The sequence below is a fragment of the Serratia sp. CC22-02 genome, from assembly GCF_900182895.1.
Lineage (GTDB): Bacteria > Pseudomonadota > Gammaproteobacteria > Enterobacterales > Enterobacteriaceae > Serratia > Serratia nevei.
Genome location: NZ_FXUD01000004.1, coordinates 244,769 through 263,731 on the forward strand (window position 1 = coordinate 244,769; position 18,963 = coordinate 263,731).

Sequence of the window (18,963 nt, forward strand, 5' to 3'; positions counted from 1 at the left end):
CCGCGTCAGGCAGGATGAAAAACGCACCCTCGGGTGCGTTTTTTTATGGCCGCGTTACGTGCTGCTCAGACGGCTTTCTTGCGGTGGCGCAGCCCGAGTCGGATGCAGGAAACCACCACCAGCAGGCAGCCGATCAGCGACAGCAACAGCGGGACTTCGTGCCAGAACAGCCAGCCCCAGGCAATATTGAAAACGATGCCGATATAGCGCACCACCGAGACCACGATCAGGTTATCGGAGGAAAAGGCCTGGGTTAAGACAACCTGTCCCAACAGCGATACCAGGGCGATGGCGAGCAGGATGGCAAACTGGTAGACGTTGGGCCAGACGAAGGCGTTCCACATCAGCGGCAGCGAGATCAGCGTCGCGATAAACAGGAAATAGAACACGATCTCGTAGTTGTGGTGGCGCTTGCTGAGCTTGTTGACCGACAGATAGGCGATAGCGGCGAACACCGCGCTCATCACGCCGACTAGCGACGCCAGGGTATACGTTGAGAAATGCCACGGCCGCACCAGCAGCACGGCGCCGATGATGACCAGCGCTAGCCAAAATGCGGTGTTGGCGCTGATCCGTTCACGCAGCACCAGCAAGGAAAGCAGAATGGAGAAAAACGGCGACAGGTAGGCCAGCATGCTGGCGTCGGCCAGCGTGAGGTGGGCGATGCTGTAAAAATAACAGATGAGATACAGCCCACCCATAGTGCCTCGCAGTACCAGCAGCGGCCGGTCCTCGCGGCTGAAGGCGACGCCGTGGCGATACATCAGCAGCAGAACCAGCAGGCAGCCGATGCTACTGCGAAAGAACACGATTTCCCCGGTGGGGATGTCGTCGGCGATGGTTTTGACCAGCGCATTCATGACGCTGAAAATCAGCGAGGCGAAAATGGCCAGCAGCGCACCCTGATTCATGCTTGCCCCCGCCACTGACGGTAGGTGATGGCCGCCTGTTCGTCGCAGGTATCGTCCAGCAGCGAATGATGGCAATGCTCGGCGCCGATCCGGGTGACGAAGCTCTGCAGCGCCTGCTGAAAGCGCGCCAACAGGCGCCGGGCGGTGGGCATCTCGACGCCAAGCCGCTCCGCCAGCAAGACCAGCGTGCGGAGTTTTCGCACGTCTTCCAGCGGCACGCGCGGCAGGCACCACAGCCCTTGAGCATCCTGAAAGACGCGGGCGACCCTGACGGCGGAAAAATCATAATAGCGACCCTGCGCGTCCGGTTCGGAATAGGGATCGACCAGCAGCGCGGTATAGCGCGTAAACAGCGCATAGCGTTGTTCCGCCGGCGCGAGCTGCGGGAAATGGTCAATCCAGCGGCGGCTCACCATGCGGGAGGGAACCGGGTAGCTGTCGTCGTTCAAAAAGCGCAGCAGGTTGATCTCCTCGATGCCGAGATGGTTGAGCAGCCTTTTGTAATCCTCCGACAGTTCGAGCATATCGGCGATCACCTCGGGGCAGATGGGGCCCTCGGGGTGGGTTTTATACAGGTATTGCACCGGCGCCTGCGGCTGGAATATCGCCTGCAGCGTGGTGTCGGCCAGCGCCAGCGGCGGATGAACATAGTTGGTGATGCTGAAGCGCTCGGCGGCCAGCAGGCTGTCGCAGCGCCGGGCGTCGATAGCGTGACGCGCCAGCACCGAGCCGATCCAGTCGAGTTCGGCGGAGTCTGGCGCCGGGCTTTGGGCCGCGAGATAGACCCGCTGTTTAAAGGCTTTGGTAAAGGCGCGATAGGGCTGCGCCGCATCCTGATATTTGGTGTCGGCGTAATAACTGGACAGACTGATGATCCCGACGTGGGATTGGCCAGCCGCCTGCAGCAGGCTTTGCACCATCAGGCCGGAGCCGATGGACGGGGAAAGCAGGATCAACGAACGCAGGTGGGGTAAGGTGGCCCACGGCACCTGCCGCAGCACCTCGTAATAGCGATCGGCGGGCACCGCGAGGATCAGCCGCTGCCAGTCGCCGCCGATGAGCGACAGATCGTCGCAATAGCTGTCTACTGCCACCTGCGCATCGTGCTGGGTCTGCCGCGCCTTGCCGACGCCTTCCAGATGCAGACTGGGCGTGTGCGCCAGATGCGCCTTCAGGCGTTGTCCTTTCTCGCTGGGGCGATTGTACAGGCCGAGGCGCGTGTCGGCCGCGGCCTGGATATCCGCAGCCAATTGGATCGCCGCCGGACCGGCGCCGAGGATCAGGGTAGGAAATGCGTTATTCATGGCGATGAGACTCCAAAATCAAGAGATCGTACAGCGGGGTGGCAACCGGTTTACCGCTGACGCGCCAGGGTGAACGGGCAGCCAGATGGTGATAAGGGCAGTTGAAGATCGACTTAAGGCCGTTACCGTAGCGCAGCAGCAGTTTGCCGCGCTGGGGCAGTAAAGGCCGTAGCTGCGTCAGCAAGGTCTGCTTGTCCGCCACCAGAGAGGCGATGATGATGTGATCGATGTCGCGGTCGGTCAGGCCGTTCAATTTATCGATGCAGGGGATTTGCCGTGACAGCCCCAGATGGCGCGTGAGGCGGCGGGCAAAACGCTGGGCCGCCGGGTCGCAATCGTAGCAAATGACGGTGGCGGAGAGCCTGGCGACCAGCGCCAGCGCGGTGGTGGGCAAGGCGCCGCTGCCCACCAGCAACACTCGTTCACCGGGTTTGATGTCGGCGGCGGCGATCTCCAGCTGCAGGGCGCTATCGAAACTGTTCAGGTAGGCGTTGGTCTGCGCCGGCTCCCGGCAGAGCGTGGCGACGCGATGCTTCTCGTAATCGCACAAGGCGGCATTGGCCACCGCTCGCAGCTGGGTGATTTGCGCCGTTATCGAGCGATCGTTTTCCAGCTTGCGGCGATAGGCCTGCAGCTGCGGCAGATCGTTAAAGGCCTGCAGGCGGCTGAAGCGCCGTTCCAGCAGGGAAAAATGGCGCCGATCTTGCCGGGCGGAACGGTGAAGCTGATGGATTTCCTGTTGCAAGCCGGCGAGTTGCGCCAGCATGTCCGCCTTGGTCAGAGTGTACATGGGGTTTCTCCGTGTGCGTGTAACAGCTGTGTCGGCAGCAGAAAGGGGTAGCCTTGGGGGCTGATGCCGCTTTCGATACCGACGCCAAATACGCGGGACATCATCGGATGCCCCATCATCTGATGGGTGTCGCCGTGGCAAATGACGCGTCCGTGCTCGAGCAAGGTGAGAGAATGGCAGTAGCGCAGCGCCAGCCCCAGATCGTGGATCACCAGCAGCGTGATGCAGCGATGACGCCGGCTGTAGTCGGCGATCTGATTGAGTACGCGCAGCTGATGGTGGATGTCCAGCGCGCTGGTGGGCTCGTCGAGTAAAATGAGCTGCGGCTGAGAGATGAAGGCCTGCGCCAACATTACCAACTGCCGCTGCCCGCCGCTGAGGCGGTTGAAAGGGCGATCGGCAAGCGCGGAAATGCCGCATTCCGCCAGCGCCTGTTCGACCGCGTCGGCCTGTGCGGCGCTGACGCGCCACCCCAACTGCCGTACCTTGCCCAGCAGCACCATGTCAAACGCGGTCAACGCCGACTCGCTGCGATTGAGCTGCGGCACATAGGCGATGCGGCTGGTTTTCGGATCGAGCGGGCGCTCGCGGTAGGCGATAGCGCCGCTGTGCGGCAGCATGCGATTGATCGCTTTGAGCAGCGTCGATTTGCCGGCGCCGTTGGGCCCGATGATGCCGCCGAGCTTTGCCTCCGGCCAGGCCAATGAAACGTCGGCTAACAGCTGACGTCGATGCAGCGTGACGCCGACGCCGGTGAGGGTCAGTTGAGTCATGGGCGTTTAACCTGTCGGGTGACGAAGTAGAACAGCACCGGCACGCCGATTAAGGCGATAACGATGCCGATGGGCACTACGCCGTTCGGCAGCACCAGTTTGGCGACGATCGACGCGCACAGCAGCAGCAGGCTGCCGCAAAGGGCGGAAATGCAGATCAGATAGCGTTGATCCTCGCCCACCAGAAAACGGGCGAAATGCGGAGCGATCAGCCCGACGAACCCGATGGTGCCGACAAACGAGACTGAGGCGGCCGTCAGTAAGGTCGCCAGCAGAAAGGCCAGCTTGCGCAGCGCGCTGACGTTGATGCCCAGCCCCTGGGCCTGTTCTTCGCCGGCGGACAGTGCGGTCAGGCGCCAGGCCAGCCGCAGGCTGACGACCAGCGCGCAGAACAGGACGCCGCCGGTGATCGCCACGCCGTGCATATTGGCTTTGAGCAGGCTGCCGAACAGCCAGAAGACGATTTGCTGCATGGCTTCGGGCGAGGCCAGAAACAGCAGCAGGGATTGCAGCGACTGAAAGAAGAACAGCACCACGATGCCGCTCAGCACCAAAATTTGCGGCGTCATGCCGCGGCGCTGTCCCAGCAGATAGATAGGCACGCAGGCCAACAGCGCCATCAGCGAAGCCAGCAGCGGCGTGCCCAGCGCCAGCGCGCCACCCAGGCTGAATCCGGTGATGATCGACAGCGCCGCGCCAAATCCCGCCGCGGCCGAGATCCCCAGCGTATACGGGCTGGCGAGGGGGTTGGCCAGCACGGTCTGCATCAACAGACCGGCCAGCGCCAGGCTGGCGCCGACGACCAACGCGGTGAGCGTCATCGGCAAGCGAATCGACCAGAAAACCACCTGATGCAGCTCGTTGCCTGGCGCGGAGCCGGGCCAGAGCATGGGCAGGATATCCGAGAAGCTAAGGTGCGCGGCGCCGACGGTCAGATCGACGACGGCGGCCGCCAGCAGCGCGCCGAGCAGCGCCAGCGTCAATAGCCCGCGGCGCAGCCTGCGCCGTTGTAAAAACGCACGTCCTGTGTGGGCCACGGCTACTCTCCTTGCCAGCGTTGCAGGAAGACGCCGTCAGCCTCTATCGGTAAGTATTGGCGGTAGAACTGCGCCAGGTTGCGTGGGGGATCAACGTCGGCAAACGCGGCCGGATAGAGAGCTTTCGCCAGATACTGAACAAAAATAAAATCGTAAATCGTGCGCGCGCCGCCATGGTAGAGCGCATAGAGGCGCTGGTCTTTTATCGCCGGCAGCTGCGGCCAACCGGCACGCTGGGCGTACTGAGCGAGGCGTGCCTGAAGGGGGGCCGCCTGTGCGCCGTAGCCCATCGGTACGGCGTTTGGCATGTTTTCCCAGTCGCCGCCGGCGAGGAAAATGACGTCCGGCTTTTGGGTCAGTACATAGTCGGCGCGCAAAGGCGCGGGGCTACCGACGACGCCGGCGGCGATATTGCGGGCGCCGGCCAGCTGTAACAGCGGCCCCCAGACGGAGGCGCCATAGCTGCTGCTGTATTCGCCGGGCCCCTTGTCGCCGAGTTCGATATAAGCGGTCGGTGGCGGCAGCTGCGCCTCGCGAATACGCCGCTGAGTCTCTTCAAGGCTCTGCCGATACTCGCTGGCCAGCCGTTCTGCCCGCTCGGGGTGGCCCATCGCCTGACCCATGGCCCGAATGCTGGCAAGTTTGACTTCCGCACCCTGGTTGAAGTCGACGACGATGTAAGGAATGTTGAGCTGTTGCAGCACCGGCAGGTAGTTGGCGAAGCCGTCGAGCTGCCATTTCGCCAGGATCAGCAGGTCTGGCCGCGTGGTCAGCAGGCGTTCGAAGTCAAAGCTCTGATTGTAGAGCGAACCGACATCGACCAGCTGAGCGAGCCGCGGCAGAGCCGCCTGATAACGCGGCCATTGGCTGGTGCGCAAGGCCCAGTCGCTTTTAGAGAAGGCGGCCACCTGTTGAAAACTGTCCGGGCCGTTCACCGCCAGAAAATCTTCGTAGTAAAAGCCGATATAGGCGCGTTGTGCGGGGGCGGCCAGGGTGACCTGGCGTCCTTCTGCGTCGGTGAGGTGGATTTCAGCTTGCGCGACGTGGCAAAAGAGCAGCCACGCAGTCAGCATGCAGACGAGGCGAGGTAACATGATTGACATCCCTTTACGATTAATTGTGATGTTATAATGTAACAATTAATCGCGGGATTCAAACTTTCCTGTCAGGCGAGGCGAGCGCTGCGTGAGCGAAGGCGGTGAGAGCCTGGCGGCCATAAAAAGTGTGCGGGCAATTTTTCTCGACGTCATTTTGCACGGGCCAAGAATTTTTTCTGAGAAATCCCTCCGCCTTGCGCAACAATCGTTTACAATTTGCCAAATCCCGGTCGCGCGTCGTTTTTGTAAAGTTTCGTATTTTTAGTAGGTTAATGACGTGCGACTCTTGAAACTGTGACGAATGCCCATACGATCTAGGGTATCTTAGACAGCGTTTTGTTAACATTTATGAGGAAGTAAACATTTTATGATGCGTATAGCTCTGTTCCTGCTCACCAACCTGGCGGTGATGTTGGTTTTCGGGCTGGTGCTCAGCCTGACAGGAATCCAATCCAGTAGCGTTCAGGGCCTGATGATCATGGCCGGTCTGTTCGGCTTCGGCGGCGCTTTCGTGTCGTTGCTGATGTCCAAGTGGATGGCGCTGCGCTCCGTCGGCGGGGAAGTGATTGAACAACCGCGTAACGAAACCGAAAACTGGCTGCTGGAAACGGTACGCCGTCAGTCGCAGCAGGCGGGCATCGCCATGCCGCAGGTCGCTATCTACCACGCGCCGGACATCAACGCCTTTGCCACCGGCGCGCGCCGTGACGCCTCGCTGGTCGCCGTCAGCACCGGCCTGCTGCAGAGCATGAGCCGCGACGAGGCGGAAGCGGTCATCGCGCACGAAATCAGCCACGTCGCCAACGGCGATATGGTGACCATGACCCTGATTCAGGGCATCGTGAACACCTTCGTCATCTTCATTTCGCGCCTGATCGCGCAGGTCGCCGCCGGCTTCCTGGGCAACCGTGATGGCGAAGGGGAAGGCAACGGCAACCCGATGATTTACTTCGCGGTGTCGATGGTGTTGGAACTGGTGTTCGGCATCCTGGCAAGCATCATCACCATGTGGTTCTCGCGTCACCGCGAGTTCTACGCCGACGCCGGCTCCGCCAAGCTGGTGGGCCGCGAGAAGATGATCGCCGCCTTGCAGCGCCTGAAAACCAGCTACGAACCGCAGGAAGCGGGCAGCATGATGGCGTTCTGCATCAACGGTAAATCCAAGTCGTTCAGCGAGCTGTTCATGTCGCACCCGCCGCTCGACAAGCGTATCGAAGCGCTGCGTTCCGGCCAGTACCTGAAGTAATCGGCTGAATGAAAGGAAAAACCCCGGCTCGCCGGGGTTTTTTTATGTCCGTTATTTCACCTCGCGGCTTGGCTGCGCCGTTGGCGCCGTCGATTGGGTGATGCGCAGGCTGCTGACCGCCGCCGCCAGAGTGGCGAACACGCCGGCCAGGATCAGCGATGCGTGGGTACCAGAGGTGGGGAACAGGTTGAACATCAGCGCCACCAGCGCGGCCCCCGAGGTTTGCCCCAGCAGGCGAGCGGTGCCCAGCATGCCGCTGGCGCCACCGCTGCGGTTACGCGGCGCGGCGGAGATGATGGTGTGATTGTTGGGCGACTGGAACAGGCCGAAGCCGGCGCCGCACAGCACCATGCGCCAGATGATGTCCCCATTCGACGGATCCGCGGGCAGCAGCGCCAGCGAGAACAGCCCAAGTGCGAACACCGCCAGCCCAATGCAGCCCAGTAGGCCGGCGTGCACGCGCTCCACCAGCCGGCCGGCGATCGGCGCCATGACTACGATCGCCAGCGGCCACGGCGTCAGCAGCAGCCCGGTCGCCACTTCGTCGCGGCCCAATGCGCTTTGCAGGAAGAACGGCAACGACACCATCGCCAGCATTTGCGCAGCAAACGAGCAGATTGAGGTGCCCATCGACAGGGCGAAGATCGGGATGCGCAGCAGGTCGACCGGCAGCAGCGGAAATTCCTGGCGCAGCTGGCGGCGCACGAACACCGCGCCAATCGCCAGCAGCGCGGCGATCTCGCTGAAGATTAGCGTCAGGCTTTGGCCCTGGGCGAAGCCGCTGATGGCGGTGATCAGCAGGCCGAACGTCAACGCGTTCAGCACGGCGCTGGTGGGATCGAAACGGCGGTTATCGCTTTTTTGGCCGTTGGCCGGCAGGAACTTCATGCCCAGCAGCAGTGCGACGAGGCCGATCGGCAGGTTGATGGCGAACAGCCACTGCCAGGATGCGACCGACAGGATCGCCGCCGCCACCGTTGGCCCGGCCGCCGAGGAGCAGGCGACGATCAGCGAGTTGATGCCCATGCCGCGGCCGAGAAAACGCTGCGGATAGATGATGCGGATCAGCGCGGTGTTGACGCTCATGATGGCGGCGGCACCAAAGCCTTGCAGCACGCGGGCGATGGTCAGCGTAAGCAGCGAGTCGGACAGGGCGCAGAACAGCGAGGTAATGCTGAACACCAGCAACCCGGCCTGATAGATGCGGCGATAGCCGATCAGATCGCCGAGCGACGCCAGCGACAGCAGAGACACGGTGATCGCCAGCTGATAGGCGTTAACCACCCAAATGGAGCTGGCCGGGCTGGCGTTGAGATCGCGCGCGATGGTGGGCAGCGCCACGTTGGCTATCGCGCCGTCGAGCACGGATACGGTAATGCCGAGGGCGATGGCGAAGATCGCCCCATAGCGTTGCGGGACGGGGAGGCCGTCGGAACAAGGACGCATGTTGGTCTCAGCGGTATTTATTCAGGGGAGTATTATCATGCTAATCATATTCGCCCGTGATTGCATGCCCCTTGTCCGCTTTATTGTAAACGGCGGTGAGCGAGCCGGGGTTATCCATTAGGCTTCAATCGCTTAGCGTTCAGCCGCGTTGCGCGCCGCGATCTGTTCCGATTATACTGAAACCCTTGTTTAAATTTCCTGAAACAAAACCGTTAAGTAGGGTATTCACCATGGCTAACGCAGATTCAGACAAGCAACCGGATGCCGTCTCATCCGTGATGAAAGTGTTCGGCATTTTGCAGGCGCTCGGCGATGAGCGCGAGATTGGCATTACCGAACTGTCCCAGCGGGTGATGATGTCCAAAAGCACCGTCTACCGTTTTCTGCAAACCATGAAAGCGCTGGGCTACGTCTCGCAGGAGGGCGAGACGGAAAAGTATGCGCTGACGCTCAAGCTGTTCGAGCTGGGCGCCAAATCGCTGCAGAACGTCGATCTGATCCGCAGCGCCGACGTACAGATGCGCGAGCTGTCGAACCGCACCCGCGAAACCATCCACCTCGGTGCCCTGGACGAGGACGGCATCGTCTATATCCACAAGATTGACGCAATGTACAACCTGCGCATGTATTCGCGCATCGGCCGCCGTAACCCGCTGCACAGCACCGCCATCGGTAAAGTGCTGCTGGCCTGGCGCGATCGGGATGAGGTGGCGCAGATCCTGTCGCAGATTGAATTTACCCGCAGCACCGAGCATACGCTGACTAGCGCCGCCGAACTGTTGCCGGTGCTGGAGCGGGTGCGCGAGCAGGGATACGGCGAAGATGCCGAGGAGCAGGAGGCGGGGATCCGCTGCATCGCGGTGCCGGTCTTCGATCGGTTCGGGGTGGCGATCGCCGGGCTGAGCCTCTCTTTCCCGACGCTGCGTTTTTCCGAAGCGGCGCGGGAGGAGTATGTGGCGCTGCTGCACGTCGCCGCCCGGCGCATCAGTGAACAGCAGGGCTATCACGACTACCCGTTCTAACCCCTCGCTTCGATGAACAAGGCGCGGCCATGGCAGCGCCTTGTTGCTATTTTGCGCCCGGCGTCAGCCGCTGCGCAATCCGCTCCAGCACTAACATCAGCAGCAGCGTGGCCGCCACCAGGATCATGGTCAGCGTCGCGCCGTTGGCGATGCTGCCGCGATCGGTCAGGCTGAAGATAGTGACCGGCAGCGTCGCCCAGCTCGGTGGGTAGATCATCATGGTCGCGCCCAGCTCACCCATCGACAGCGACAGGCTGAGGGCGAAGGCGGAGATCATATAGGGAGCGATCATCGGCAGGGTGACGTGACGCAGGCGAAACAACGGCGAAGCGCCCAGGCTGGCGGCGACGTTTTCGTAGTCGCTCGAAAGCCGGGTCAGCCCGGCCATCACGTTGCCGAAGGTGAAGGCGGAAATCAGCACGAAGTGGGCGATGGGCACGATCAGGAAGGTACCGTTCATCTGCAGCGGCCCCTGGCTGAATGCCACCAGCATGCCTAAACCGATCGACACCGAAGGCACCGCGCTGGGTATGAAGAACAGCGTACTCAGCAGGCGCTGGCCGCGCCCCTGATGGTGGCGCAGCGCCAACGCCGCCCAGGTGCCGCACAGCAGCGCGAACAGGCTGGCGCTGAAACCGATAGCCAGGCTGGCGACCAGCGCGTCCCAGGAGGCGCCGCTGAAGGCCTGGCGGAAATGGCTTAGAGTGAAGCCGCTCGGCAGCACGCCGTTCCACTGTTCGCTCAGGCTGGACATCAGGATCACCGCCAGCGGCAGGCAGAAGAACAGGGCGAACAGCGTGACCGCCAGCGTGCAGGTCAAAGTGCGGCCGGTGCGAGACCAAATCAACATCGTCAGTTCCTCAGCCCGGCGCGCGCCGCGGCGTAGCGGTAAAGGGAGAACAGCCCGAGCGACAGCGCGATATTCACGACGGCGATCGTGCAGGCGACGGCGTAATCCGACTCCAGAATCGCTTTGGAGTAGACCATCATCGGCAGCGTGGTGACGCCCTTGGCACCGATAAACAGCACGATGCCGAATTCATTGGTGGTCAACAGCAAACACAGGCTGCCGCCGGCCAGCAAGGCCGGCAGCGCGGCGGGCAAAATCACCTGGCGCACCACGCGCCCCGGCCGGGCACCGAGGATGCTGGCGGCCTCGAGCTGGCTGCGATCGATCTGCGACAGCGCCGCCATCAGCGGGCGCATCACCAGTGGCGTAAACACGGTGATTTCCGCCAGGATCACGCCCCAAATGGAATAAAGAAAGTCCACCGGCGGCAGGGTAAAACCGAAGGCCGCCATCAGCGTGCCGTTCAGCAGGCCGGCGGATCCGTAGATAAAGGTGAAGGCCAGCGTGATCAGGAAGGTCGGCATGGCGATAAAGGTATCGATCACCCTGGCGATCAGCCGGCTGCCGGGGAACGGCGTAAACACCAGCAGCAGCGACAGCAGGGTGCCGAGCACCAGGCAGCCCAGCGTCGCCAGCAGCGCAATCTGCAGCGTGTTGAGCAGGGCGCCGACAAAGCGTCGGGATTCGAACACCTGTTGCAGCGCGGCGGCGCTGAACAGCCCCTGATCGTCGGTAAACGCCTGTTTGACGATCAGCGCCAGAGGATAGAAAAACAGCGTCGCCAGCACCAGCAGCGGCAGCAAGATCCACAGACGGCGCGGCAAGCGCAGCCGCAGAGCCGGGCGAATAAGCGTAGAGTCGGTCATGTCAGTCCTCGATCAGTACCGCGTCGTCGGGGGCGAAATAGAGCGGCACGCGCTCGCCGATCTGGGGCATCCGGCTGCGATGGGTGGTGACCACGCGCAGCGGATGGCCTTGCGCGTCGAACTGCAGGTGCGTCAATTCCCCCTGCCAGTGAATATCGCGCAGCGTACCGATGAGGCAGTTGCTGCGCTGGGCGTCGGCATCGAGCGCGATATGCTGCGGCCGAATACACAGCAGTTTGTCGAAACCGCGTTGCGCACCATAGGTAAAGCAGCCGATCACTTTGCCGGCGCAGCTGACGGTGGTCATGCCTTGCCCGGTGGTCGTCTCCAGCGCGGTGGCCGGCAGCAGGTTGGCGCGGCCGAGGAACTCGGCGGCGAAGCGGTTCGTTGGATGATGGTACAGCGCGCGAGTCTCGCCGTGGGCGATCAGGTGGCCGTCGCGCATGATGCCAATCTTGTCCGCCAGCGTCAGCGCTTCGCCCTGATCGTGGGTGACGTACAGGATGGTCAGATCCGGCAGTTCGCGGTGCAGGCGGGCGATCTCCTCCACCATGCTGTGGCGAATTTGCGCGTCCAGCGCCGACAGCGGCTCATCCAACAACAGTACTTTGGGGCGCACCGCGATGGCGCGGGCGATCGCCACCCGCTGCTGTTGGCCACCGGAGAGCTGGCTGGGATAGCGCTTGGCGTAGGTGGACATGCCGACGATGGCCAACGCCTCTTCGACGCGCTCGGCGGTGAGGCCGCGTGGCTTGCATTGGGCGCGCAGGCCGAACGCCACATTGTCTTCGACGCGCATATGCGGAAACAGCGCGTAGTTCTGTACCACCATGCCTAGGCCGCGCTCATAAGGTGGCACGTCGGTGACATCGACGTCACCGATGGCAATACGCCCGGCGGAGGGCTGCACGAAGCCGGCGATCGCCCGCAGCACGGTGGTTTTGCCCGAACCGGAGGGGCCGATCAGCGCCAGCACTTCGCCGGGGGCGATGGTGAGCGTCAGGGGTTTCAGCACCTCGGTGCCGCGGTACGACACGCTGACGCGGTCGAGCTGAATGCCCGACGGCCCGGCGATGTCCTGGCTGCTATCCCGCGCCTCGGCGCGGGAAGAGAGGGTAGAAGGCATCGTCAGCGTCATTCGGTCACCTTGTGCCAGCGGGAGATATCGGCGGACAGGCTGCTCACCACCTGATTCCAGTCCGGCGCCCAGATGTCCACGCCTTTCAGCGCCGCCTGCGACTGCCTGAAGTTATCGTCGGTCGGGGTGACGTCCTTACGCACCGGCACACCGTAGGAAATGGCGCTGACGCTGCTCTGGGCTTCTTTGCTCAGCAGGAAGTCGATCAGCTTTTTGCCGTTGGCGCTTTGCGGCGCGCCTTGCACCAGGCCGACATAGTAAGGCAGCACCAGCGTGCTGCGCTTGCCGTCCGGCCCGGCCGGCCAGAACACCTTCACGTTCGGGTTGCTGCGCATCTGCGCCAGGTTCATCTGCAGATCGCCGTTGGCCACCAGCAGCTCGCCTTTATTGACCAGCGCGGTCAGCTTGCCGGTGGAAGCGGAAGGGCCGACGTTGTTGCTTTGCAGTTTGCCGAGGTAGTCGAAACCGGCGTCTTTGCTGCCGAAGCTGTGAAACGCCTGCAGCATCACCGCGGTGCCGTCACCCGCCTGGCCCGGCGTGGAGTACTGCAGCTTGTTGCGGAACTGCGCGTCCAGCAGCTGCTGATAGCTGGCGGGCGCCTGCGGCAACAGTTTGGCGTTATAGATGAAGCTCAGGTAGTTGTTCACCAGCGGCACGAACTGCGGCTGGGCGCCGGCGATCTGCGCCGCATCCTGCGGGGTGAAATCCTGCAGCAGTTTTTCCGCGGCGGCGCGCTGGATGAACGGCGGCAGCGTCACCAGCACGTCGGCCTGCGGGTTGCTTCGCTCTTTCGACAGCCGCTCGACGATGGCGCCGGAACCGCCTTCGACGTACTGCACCTTGATGCCGGTTGCCTGAGTGAAGGCGTCGAACTGGGTTTGATACCAGCTGTGATCGCCGTCGTGCAACCCATCGGCGGAGTAGACGGTCACCACTGCGTCGGCGGCCCAGGCCGGCGCGGCGCCGAGTGCGATGGCGGTCATCACGACCAGACGAGAAAGTTTCATAGCTTCAGCCTCACTGTTGCGGGTTAATGCGAAACTGGTATACACCAGATATGCGGCCAAGCTAATCGGCGAATATGACAAACAAATGAAAGCGGCAAAATATATTTACCGGGAACGGGGATCGGGCTTGGGAGCGAAAAGGGGGCGGCAGGCGCAGCCCCGTCATGCAGAGGGTTAAAGCGTATCGACTTCGATGCGCAGGCTGTCGTGGCGCCAGTATTCGATATCGAAATCGAGAATGCGGCCGTGCTGATCGTAATTTAATCGGCGCAGCAGCAAGGCGGGCAGGCCGACCATGGCGCCGAGCGCGTTGGCGGCGCGGTAAGGCAGGGCCGTTGGATAGAACGACAGATGCATGTTGCTGTAAATCAACGCGTAATGCTGTTGATAGACCTCGGTCAGGCTACCGTTGAGATCGTGGCTGAGCAGTTCCGGCACCCGCTGCGGCAGGCAGTGGTTTTCGCAATAGCAGATGGCGCGGCCGTCGGCGTAGCGCACGCGGCGCAGCAGATACACCTGATCGAACGGTTCGAGCGCCAGCGGCTGCATCACGTCGAGCGGCACCGTGGTTTTTTCGCCGGACAGCAGCGCGGTGCGCGGCGTGCGCCCCTGCTCCTGGCAGAGGCGGTGGAAGTTGGTGTTCTGCGTCGGATCCAGCCACAGCCGCTCCGGCGTGACGAACCAACCGCGGCGATCGGCGCGGTAGATGGCGCCGGTGGCCTCCAGCTGCGCCAGGCTCTCGCGAATGGTAACGCGGGTGGTGGAGAAGATGGCGCACAGCTCGCGCTCCGAAGGCAGCTTGTCGCCCGCCTGCAGCGCGCCGCGGGTGATACGCGCCAGAAGCTGATCCTTGATCTGCAGGTAGTGGGGCATATCGCCCTGATGTTCTTTCATTTCATCTCGCTATGGCATCGGCCCGACATTCCGGCACGCGCTTATTATACATAGCCAGATGAATTTTTTGTTTCACCGCGCTTTGTCGTTTGACCGGGGAAGGAATTTGCGGCCACAATGCCTGCAATCTGGTATAGACCAAATAGGTGAATAACATGTCCGATCGTAACTACCTGCTGTTGACCCCCGGCCCGTTGACCACGTCGAAAACGGTAAAAGAGGCGATGCTGTTCGACAGCTGCACCTGGGATGAAGATTACAACCTGGGCGTGGTGCAAAGCATCCGCCAGCAGTTGGTGGCGCTGGCGACGCCGTCCGCCGGTTACACCTCGGTGTTGCTGCAGGGCAGCGGCAGTTTTGCGGTGGAAGGCGTGCTGGGCACGGTCATCGGCCCGCAGGACAAGCTGCTGATCGTCAACAACGGCGCCTACGGGGCGCGAATGATCGAAATGGCGCGGCTGATGGACATCGACCACCACGCTTTCGACTGCGGCGAGGTCAATGAGCCGGACGTGGCGGCGATGGAGGCGGTACTGAAAAGCGATGCGCGCATCAGCCATATCGCCATGGTGCACTGCGAAACCACCACCGGCATGCTCAACCCGCTGCAGAAAGTCGCCGGCCTGGCGGCGCGCAACGGCAAGACCTTTATCGTCGACGCCATGAGCAGCTTCGGCGGCATTCCGCTGGATGTGGACGCGCTGGGCATCGATTTTCTGATCAGCTCCGCCAACAAATGCATTCAGGGCGTGCCGGGCTTCGCTTTCGTCATCGCCCGCCGCAGCGAGCTGGAGAAATGCGCCGGCCGTTCACGCTCGCTGTCGTTGGATCTGTATGCCCAGTGGCGCTGTATGGAAGACCAGGCCGGCAAATGGCGCTTTACGTCGCCGACCCACACCGTGTTGGCCTTTGCACAGGCGCTGAAAGAACTGGAACAAGAGGGCGGCATTGCCGCGCGCCACCGCCGCTATCAGACCAATCAGCGGCGGCTGGTGGCGGGTATGCGCGAGCTGGGCTTTGAGACTCTGCTGGACGATGCGTTGCATTCGCCGATCATCACCGCGTTCTATTCGCCAAAGGCCGACACTTACCGCTTTGCCGAATTTTATCAGCGCCTGAAGCAGCAAGGGTTTGTGATCTATCCCGGCAAAGTGTCGCAGAGCGACTGCTTCCGCATCGGCAACATCGGGGAAATTTACCCGCAAGATATCGAACGTTTGCTGGCGGCCGTCGGGCAGGCGATGTACTGGAATCAATAAGGATTGACCATGAAACAGATCAACGCAGTGATCCTCGACTGGGCCGGCACCACGGTGGACTTCGGCTCCTTTGCGCCAACGCAGATTTTTGTCGAGGCATTCAAACAAACCTTCGATATCGACATCAGCCTGGCGGAGGCGCGCATTCCAATGGGGCTGGGTAAATGGCAGCACATTGAGGCGCTGGGCAAGCTGCCGGCGGTCGATGCGCGCTGGCGGCAGAAGCTGGGCCGTTCGATGAGCCATCAGGACATCGACGCGCTGTATCAGGCGTTTATGCCGCTGCAAATCGCCAAAGTGATCGACTTCGCCGATCCCATCGAAGGTGTGCCGCAGGTGATTGCCGGGCTGCGCGAACAGGGCATTAAAATCGGCTCCTGCTCCGGTTATCCGCGTGCGGTGATGGAGGTGCTGGTGCCTGCCGCCGCGCAGCGCGGCTACGCGCCAGATTACTGGGTCGCCACTGACGATCTCGCCGCCGGTGGCCGGCCGGGGCCGTGGATGGCGTTGCAGAACGTTATCGCGCTGGGCATCGATGCGGTGGCGCACTGTGTGAAGGTGGACGACGCGGTGCCGGGCATTGCTGAAGGGCTGAACGCCGGGATGTGGAGCGTCGGATTGGCGCTGTCCGGCAATGAGTTTGGCGCGACCTGGCAGGAGTACCGCCAAATGGCGGAAGGTGAGATAGAGCTGCGCCGTACGGCCGCCGCCGATAAGCTGTCCGCGGCGGGCGCGCACTATGTGATAGACACGCTGGCGCACTTGCCGGGCGTGATCGCCGACATCAACCGGCGGCTGGCGAACGGCGAGCGGCCGTAACGACCGAGCGCGGGGCATAAAAAAACCGGGGATAATCCCCGGTTTTTTTCGTTTTGAGACGGCGTTAACGGTGAGCCAATTCGACTTCGTCTTCGCTGTCCATCACGGCTTTGTCGGTTTGCTTCATCAGCTGGCTGGTGATGGTGCCCGCCGCCATGGAGCCGTTGACGTTCAGCGCGGTACGGCCCATGTCGATCAGCGGTTCGACCGAGATCAGCAGCGCGACCAGCGTCACCGGCAGGCCCATCGCCGGTAGCACGATCAGCGCGGCGAAGGTAGCGCCGCCGCCCACGCCCGCTACGCCGGCGGAGCTGATGGTGACGATGCCGACCAGGGTGGCGATCCACACCGGATCCAGCGGGTTGATGCCGACGGTCGGCGCAACCATTACCGCCAGCATTGCCGGGTAGAGGCCCGCACAGCCGTTCTGGCCGATGGTGGCACCGAACGACGCCGAGAAGCTGGCGATGGATTCCGGCACGCCCAGGCGGCGGGTCTGCGCTTCCACGTTCAATGGAATGCTGGCGGCGCTCGAGCGGCTGGTGAAGGCGAAAGTGATCACCGGCCACACCTTGCGGAAGAACTTCATCGGGTTAACGCCGGTGAAGGCCAGCAGCACAGCGTGCACCACGAACATGATGGCCAGGCCGATATACGAGGCCACCACAAAGCTGCCGAGCTTGACGATGTCGTGAATGTTGGAACCGGCGACCACTTTGGTCATCAGCGCCAGCACGCCGTACGGCGTCAGCTTCATGACCAGACGCACCAGCTTCATCACCCAGGCCTGCAGGGTGTCGATAGCCACCAGTACGCGCTCGCCTTTCGGCTTGTCGTCTTTCAGCAGCTGCAGCGATGCCACGCCGAGGAAGGTGGCGAAAATCACCACGCTAATGATCGACGTCGGGCTGGCCCCGGTCAGATCGGCGAACGGGTTTTTCGGGATGAACGACAGCACCATCTGCGGCACGGTCAGGTCGGCCAGTTTACCCACGTAGTTGGTCTGGATCGCCGTCAGGCGCGCGCTTTCCTGCGCGCCCTGCACCAGGCCTTCGGCGGTCAGGCCGAACAGGTTGGTGACCAGCACGCCCACCAGCGCCGAGATCAGCGTGGTGAACAGCAGCGTGCCGATAGTCAGGACGCTGATTTTGCCCAGAGAAGAGGCGTTGTGCAGCTTGGCCACCGCGCTCAGGATCGAGGCGAACACCAGCGGCATGACGATCATTTGCAGCAGCTGCACATAGCCGTTGCCGACGATGTTGAACCAGCTGATGGATTCTTTCAGCACCGGGTTGTCGGAGCCGTACACCAGCTGCAGGCCCAGGCCGAACACCACGCCGACCACCAGGCCGACCAGCACTTTTTTCGCCAGGCTCCATTGCTTGTGGCGGGTTTGCGCCAACAGCAACAGGAGCGCGACAAACACCAGCACGTTAATCACGAGCGGAAGATTCATCCCCAATGTCTCCAATAATCTTTCTTATAAAAACGACTACGCATCACGTATGTCGCGATGTAAATATCGTAACAGTTTGCCGAGTGGCCTACTTATATCCAAATGGAATTTGATATAGCTTTTTGTGTGTTTTTGTTCGTTTTATATACATGAAGGTGATGGGTTGAGCGGATTTTTGTGATCAGAGTCTGATATTTCTGATTTGCTCGACATAGGATTGCACCGGCAGGGTGAAATCACCTTGCCAACAGATGGCAAACGCCACCAGGCACAGACACAGCACGCGCTCGAGCTGATTGCCTTTTTGCGAGTTGAGCAGCGGCAGGCGAAAACGCCAGCGGCATGGCCACAGCAGCGGAACGCCGGCGGGAGTGAGCATATCGGCCAGCAGATGGCTGAAGTAACCGATGATCATGGCGTGCAGCGCGTCGGCCGGGATCGGCCAGCTGCGCGGCACGTCCAGCTGGAACAGCGCCATGCCGCCGGCGATCGCCAGCAGGCTGTGGGTGAAGCCGCGGTGGCCGAAGGCGCGGGCGATGGGCAGGGCAATCCAGCGCAGACGCTGGCCCAGTACCGACTTGGGGTGATCGATGTCCGGCAGCAGCGAGGTCAGCAGCGCGGCGGGTATGATGTGCCACCAGTCGCCGGTAGCCAGCTCTGGCGTCACTTCCGCCTTCTTGGCGAAGATCGCGCAAGCGACAGAGAATATAAGGTGTCCTTCCGCGGTCATGCTGTTGCGATTCCGGCTGGTAAACTGTTAATTTATCCAGTATATGGGAAAATTCCCAGTAGTGGAAGCAGTTACCCTGTAACCAATTGTTTATTTTTCCCGGTTTTACAACGGCTTGTTACGGCAATGCGTAACAAATCATCGCTTTTGACGGGCGTGAACAAAAAGCGGGCAATGGGCGGTGCGGAACGGAGAGAAATAAGGGCGGTTTTCAGTACGCAGCGGCGGGAGGAAGCGGCGGCCGCGAAGAGCGCTGCGTGGCAGTGACAACGTTTCGCGGACCGTCGCTTTCCCTGCCGCCCAGCATAATAACAACAG

The 18,963-nt window shown here is 61.9% G+C and carries 18 protein-coding genes; 4 read left to right on the forward strand and 14 right to left on the reverse strand.

Going from position 1 to position 18,963, the window contains the following annotated elements:
• Positions 1-65 precede the first annotated feature (65 nt).
• From QOL81_RS15815 to QOL81_RS15840, 6 genes are read right to left on the reverse strand one after another with little or no spacing between them, the layout of a single operon-like run.
• The gene (locus QOL81_RS15815; protein ID WP_038877656.1) at positions 66-911 is read right to left on the reverse strand and encodes a DMT family transporter; all 846 of its coding nucleotides are present in this window, start codon (positions 909-911) and stop codon (positions 66-68) included.
• Positions 908-2,215 carry an opine metallophore biosynthesis dehydrogenase gene (locus QOL81_RS15820; RefSeq protein WP_283439922.1) on the reverse strand — a complete coding sequence of 436 codons (1,308 nt, stop codon included), beginning with the start codon at positions 2,213-2,215 and terminating at the stop codon, positions 908-910. The genes QOL81_RS15815 and QOL81_RS15820 overlap by 4 nt, the downstream gene beginning before the upstream one ends.
• Positions 2,208-3,005, reverse strand: coding sequence for an SAM-dependent methyltransferase (locus QOL81_RS15825; RefSeq protein WP_060440085.1), 798 nt, complete (start codon positions 3,003-3,005; stop codon positions 2,208-2,210). The genes QOL81_RS15820 and QOL81_RS15825 overlap by 8 nt, the downstream gene beginning before the upstream one ends.
• A complete protein-coding gene (locus QOL81_RS15830; RefSeq protein ID WP_169318368.1) occupies positions 2,993-3,778 on the reverse strand; it encodes an ABC transporter ATP-binding protein in 786 nt (261 codons plus the stop codon). The genes QOL81_RS15825 and QOL81_RS15830 overlap by 13 nt, the downstream gene beginning before the upstream one ends.
• Complete coding sequence (locus QOL81_RS15835; protein ID WP_169318369.1) at positions 3,775-4,815, reverse strand: FecCD family ABC transporter permease; 1,041 nt, start codon at positions 4,813-4,815, stop codon at positions 3,775-3,777. The genes QOL81_RS15830 and QOL81_RS15835 overlap by 4 nt, the downstream gene beginning before the upstream one ends.
• Before the next feature lie 2 nt (positions 4,816-4,817).
• Positions 4,818-5,909: an ABC transporter substrate-binding protein gene (locus QOL81_RS15840; protein ID WP_089185885.1), complete on the reverse strand. Its 1,092-nt coding sequence runs from the start codon at positions 5,907-5,909 to the stop codon at positions 4,818-4,820.
• A gap of 370 nt (positions 5,910-6,279) precedes the next feature.
• Between QOL81_RS15840 and htpX the strand changes: the two genes are divergently transcribed.
• Positions 6,280-7,158: a protease HtpX gene (htpX, locus tag QOL81_RS15845; protein WP_033638291.1), complete on the forward strand. Its 879-nt coding sequence runs from the start codon at positions 6,280-6,282 to the stop codon at positions 7,156-7,158.
• A 51-nt stretch (positions 7,159-7,209) separates the two neighbouring features.
• Here the strand turns inward: htpX and QOL81_RS15850 are convergent, their stop codons facing one another.
• A complete protein-coding gene (locus QOL81_RS15850; protein WP_047727689.1) occupies positions 7,210-8,604 on the reverse strand; it encodes an MFS transporter in 1,395 nt (464 codons plus the stop codon).
• 230 nt (positions 8,605-8,834) lie between these two features.
• Between QOL81_RS15850 and kdgR the strand changes: the two genes are divergently transcribed.
• The gene (kdgR, locus tag QOL81_RS15855; protein WP_038877637.1) at positions 8,835-9,626 is read left to right on the forward strand and encodes a DNA-binding transcriptional regulator KdgR; all 792 of its coding nucleotides are present in this window, start codon (positions 8,835-8,837) and stop codon (positions 9,624-9,626) included.
• 46 nt (positions 9,627-9,672) lie between these two features.
• Here the strand turns inward: kdgR and QOL81_RS15860 are convergent, their stop codons facing one another.
• From QOL81_RS15860 to phnR, 5 genes are all read right to left on the reverse strand, one after another.
• On the reverse strand, positions 9,673-10,476 hold the full coding sequence (locus QOL81_RS15860) for an ABC transporter permease (protein WP_089185887.1): 804 nt from the start codon (positions 10,474-10,476) through the stop codon (positions 9,673-9,675).
• 2 nt (positions 10,477-10,478) lie between these two features.
• Positions 10,479-11,342, reverse strand: a complete 864-nt coding sequence (phnU, locus tag QOL81_RS15865; RefSeq protein ID WP_060419249.1) for a 2-aminoethylphosphonate ABC transporter permease subunit — start codon at positions 11,340-11,342, stop codon at positions 10,479-10,481.
• A gap of 1 nt (position 11,343) precedes the next feature.
• The gene (gene phnT / locus QOL81_RS15870) at positions 11,344-12,468 is read right to left on the reverse strand and encodes a 2-aminoethylphosphonate ABC transport system ATP-binding subunit PhnT (protein WP_283439956.1); all 1,125 of its coding nucleotides are present in this window, start codon (positions 12,466-12,468) and stop codon (positions 11,344-11,346) included.
• An 8-nt stretch (positions 12,469-12,476) separates the two neighbouring features.
• The gene (locus QOL81_RS15875) at positions 12,477-13,487 is read right to left on the reverse strand and encodes a 2-aminoethylphosphonate ABC transporter substrate-binding protein (RefSeq protein ID WP_283439923.1); all 1,011 of its coding nucleotides are present in this window, start codon (positions 13,485-13,487) and stop codon (positions 12,477-12,479) included.
• Between the two features lie 174 nt (positions 13,488-13,661).
• Positions 13,662-14,381: a phosphonate utilization transcriptional regulator PhnR gene (phnR, locus tag QOL81_RS15880; protein WP_102984780.1), complete on the reverse strand. Its 720-nt coding sequence runs from the start codon at positions 14,379-14,381 to the stop codon at positions 13,662-13,664.
• A 155-nt stretch (positions 14,382-14,536) separates the two neighbouring features.
• Here phnR and phnW point away from each other — a divergent pair, with 155 nt between their 5' ends.
• Both phnW and phnX read left to right on the forward strand, forming a co-directional pair.
• Positions 14,537-15,640 carry a 2-aminoethylphosphonate--pyruvate transaminase gene (gene phnW / locus QOL81_RS15885; RefSeq protein ID WP_060419242.1) on the forward strand — a complete coding sequence of 368 codons (1,104 nt, stop codon included), beginning with the start codon at positions 14,537-14,539 and terminating at the stop codon, positions 15,638-15,640.
• A gap of 9 nt (positions 15,641-15,649) precedes the next feature.
• Complete coding sequence (phnX, locus tag QOL81_RS15890) at positions 15,650-16,459, forward strand: phosphonoacetaldehyde hydrolase (protein WP_283439924.1); 810 nt, start codon at positions 15,650-15,652, stop codon at positions 16,457-16,459.
• Positions 16,460-16,523: 64 nt separating this feature from the next.
• On the opposite strand, the gene QOL81_RS15895 is transcribed toward phnX, so the two are convergent.
• Positions 16,524-17,915, reverse strand: a complete 1,392-nt coding sequence (locus tag QOL81_RS15895) for an L-cystine transporter (protein WP_038877619.1) — start codon at positions 17,913-17,915, stop codon at positions 16,524-16,526.
• Positions 17,916-18,096: 181 nt separating this feature from the next.
• A complete protein-coding gene (locus QOL81_RS15900; protein WP_004931456.1) occupies positions 18,097-18,645 on the reverse strand; it encodes a metal-dependent hydrolase in 549 nt (182 codons plus the stop codon).
• Positions 18,646-18,963: the final 318 nt, after the last annotated feature.

Bases quoted from the DNA above. Each gene is read 5' to 3' on its own strand.
- phnU (WP_060419249.1), bottom strand. From the start codon at position 11,342: ATGACCGACTCTACGCTTATTCGCCCGGCTCTGCGGCTGCGCTTGCCG.
- QOL81_RS15850 (WP_047727689.1), bottom strand. From the start codon at position 8,604: ATGCGTCCTTGTTCCGACGGCCTCCCCGTCCCGCAACGCTATGGGGCG.
- QOL81_RS15825 (WP_060440085.1), bottom strand. From the start codon at position 3,005: ATGTACACTCTGACCAAGGCGGACATGCTGGCGCAACTCGCCGGCTTG.
- kdgR (WP_038877637.1), top strand. From the start codon at position 8,835: ATGGCTAACGCAGATTCAGACAAGCAACCGGATGCCGTCTCATCCGTG.
- htpX (WP_033638291.1), top strand. From the start codon at position 6,280: ATGATGCGTATAGCTCTGTTCCTGCTCACCAACCTGGCGGTGATGTTG.
- QOL81_RS15900 (WP_004931456.1), bottom strand. From the start codon at position 18,645: ATGACCGCGGAAGGACACCTTATATTCTCTGTCGCTTGCGCGATCTTC.
- QOL81_RS15820 (WP_283439922.1), bottom strand. From the start codon at position 2,215: ATGAATAACGCATTTCCTACCCTGATCCTCGGCGCCGGTCCGGCGGCG.
- QOL81_RS15860 (WP_089185887.1), bottom strand. From the start codon at position 10,476: ATGTTGATTTGGTCTCGCACCGGCCGCACTTTGACCTGCACGCTGGCG.
- QOL81_RS15815 (WP_038877656.1), bottom strand. From the start codon at position 911: ATGAATCAGGGTGCGCTGCTGGCCATTTTCGCCTCGCTGATTTTCAGC.
- QOL81_RS15875 (WP_283439923.1), bottom strand. From the start codon at position 13,487: ATGAAACTTTCTCGTCTGGTCGTGATGACCGCCATCGCACTCGGCGCC.
- phnR (WP_102984780.1), bottom strand. From the start codon at position 14,381: ATGAAAGAACATCAGGGCGATATGCCCCACTACCTGCAGATCAAGGAT.
- phnW (WP_060419242.1), top strand. From the start codon at position 14,537: ATGTCCGATCGTAACTACCTGCTGTTGACCCCCGGCCCGTTGACCACG.
- QOL81_RS15830 (WP_169318368.1), bottom strand. From the start codon at position 3,778: ATGACTCAACTGACCCTCACCGGCGTCGGCGTCACGCTGCATCGACGT.
- QOL81_RS15840 (WP_089185885.1), bottom strand. From the start codon at position 5,909: ATGTTACCTCGCCTCGTCTGCATGCTGACTGCGTGGCTGCTCTTTTGC.
- QOL81_RS15895 (WP_038877619.1), bottom strand. From the start codon at position 17,915: ATGAATCTTCCGCTCGTGATTAACGTGCTGGTGTTTGTCGCGCTCCTG.
- phnT (WP_283439956.1), bottom strand. From the start codon at position 12,468: ATGCCTTCTACCCTCTCTTCCCGCGCCGAGGCGCGGGATAGCAGCCAG.
- phnX (WP_283439924.1), top strand. From the start codon at position 15,650: ATGAAACAGATCAACGCAGTGATCCTCGACTGGGCCGGCACCACGGTG.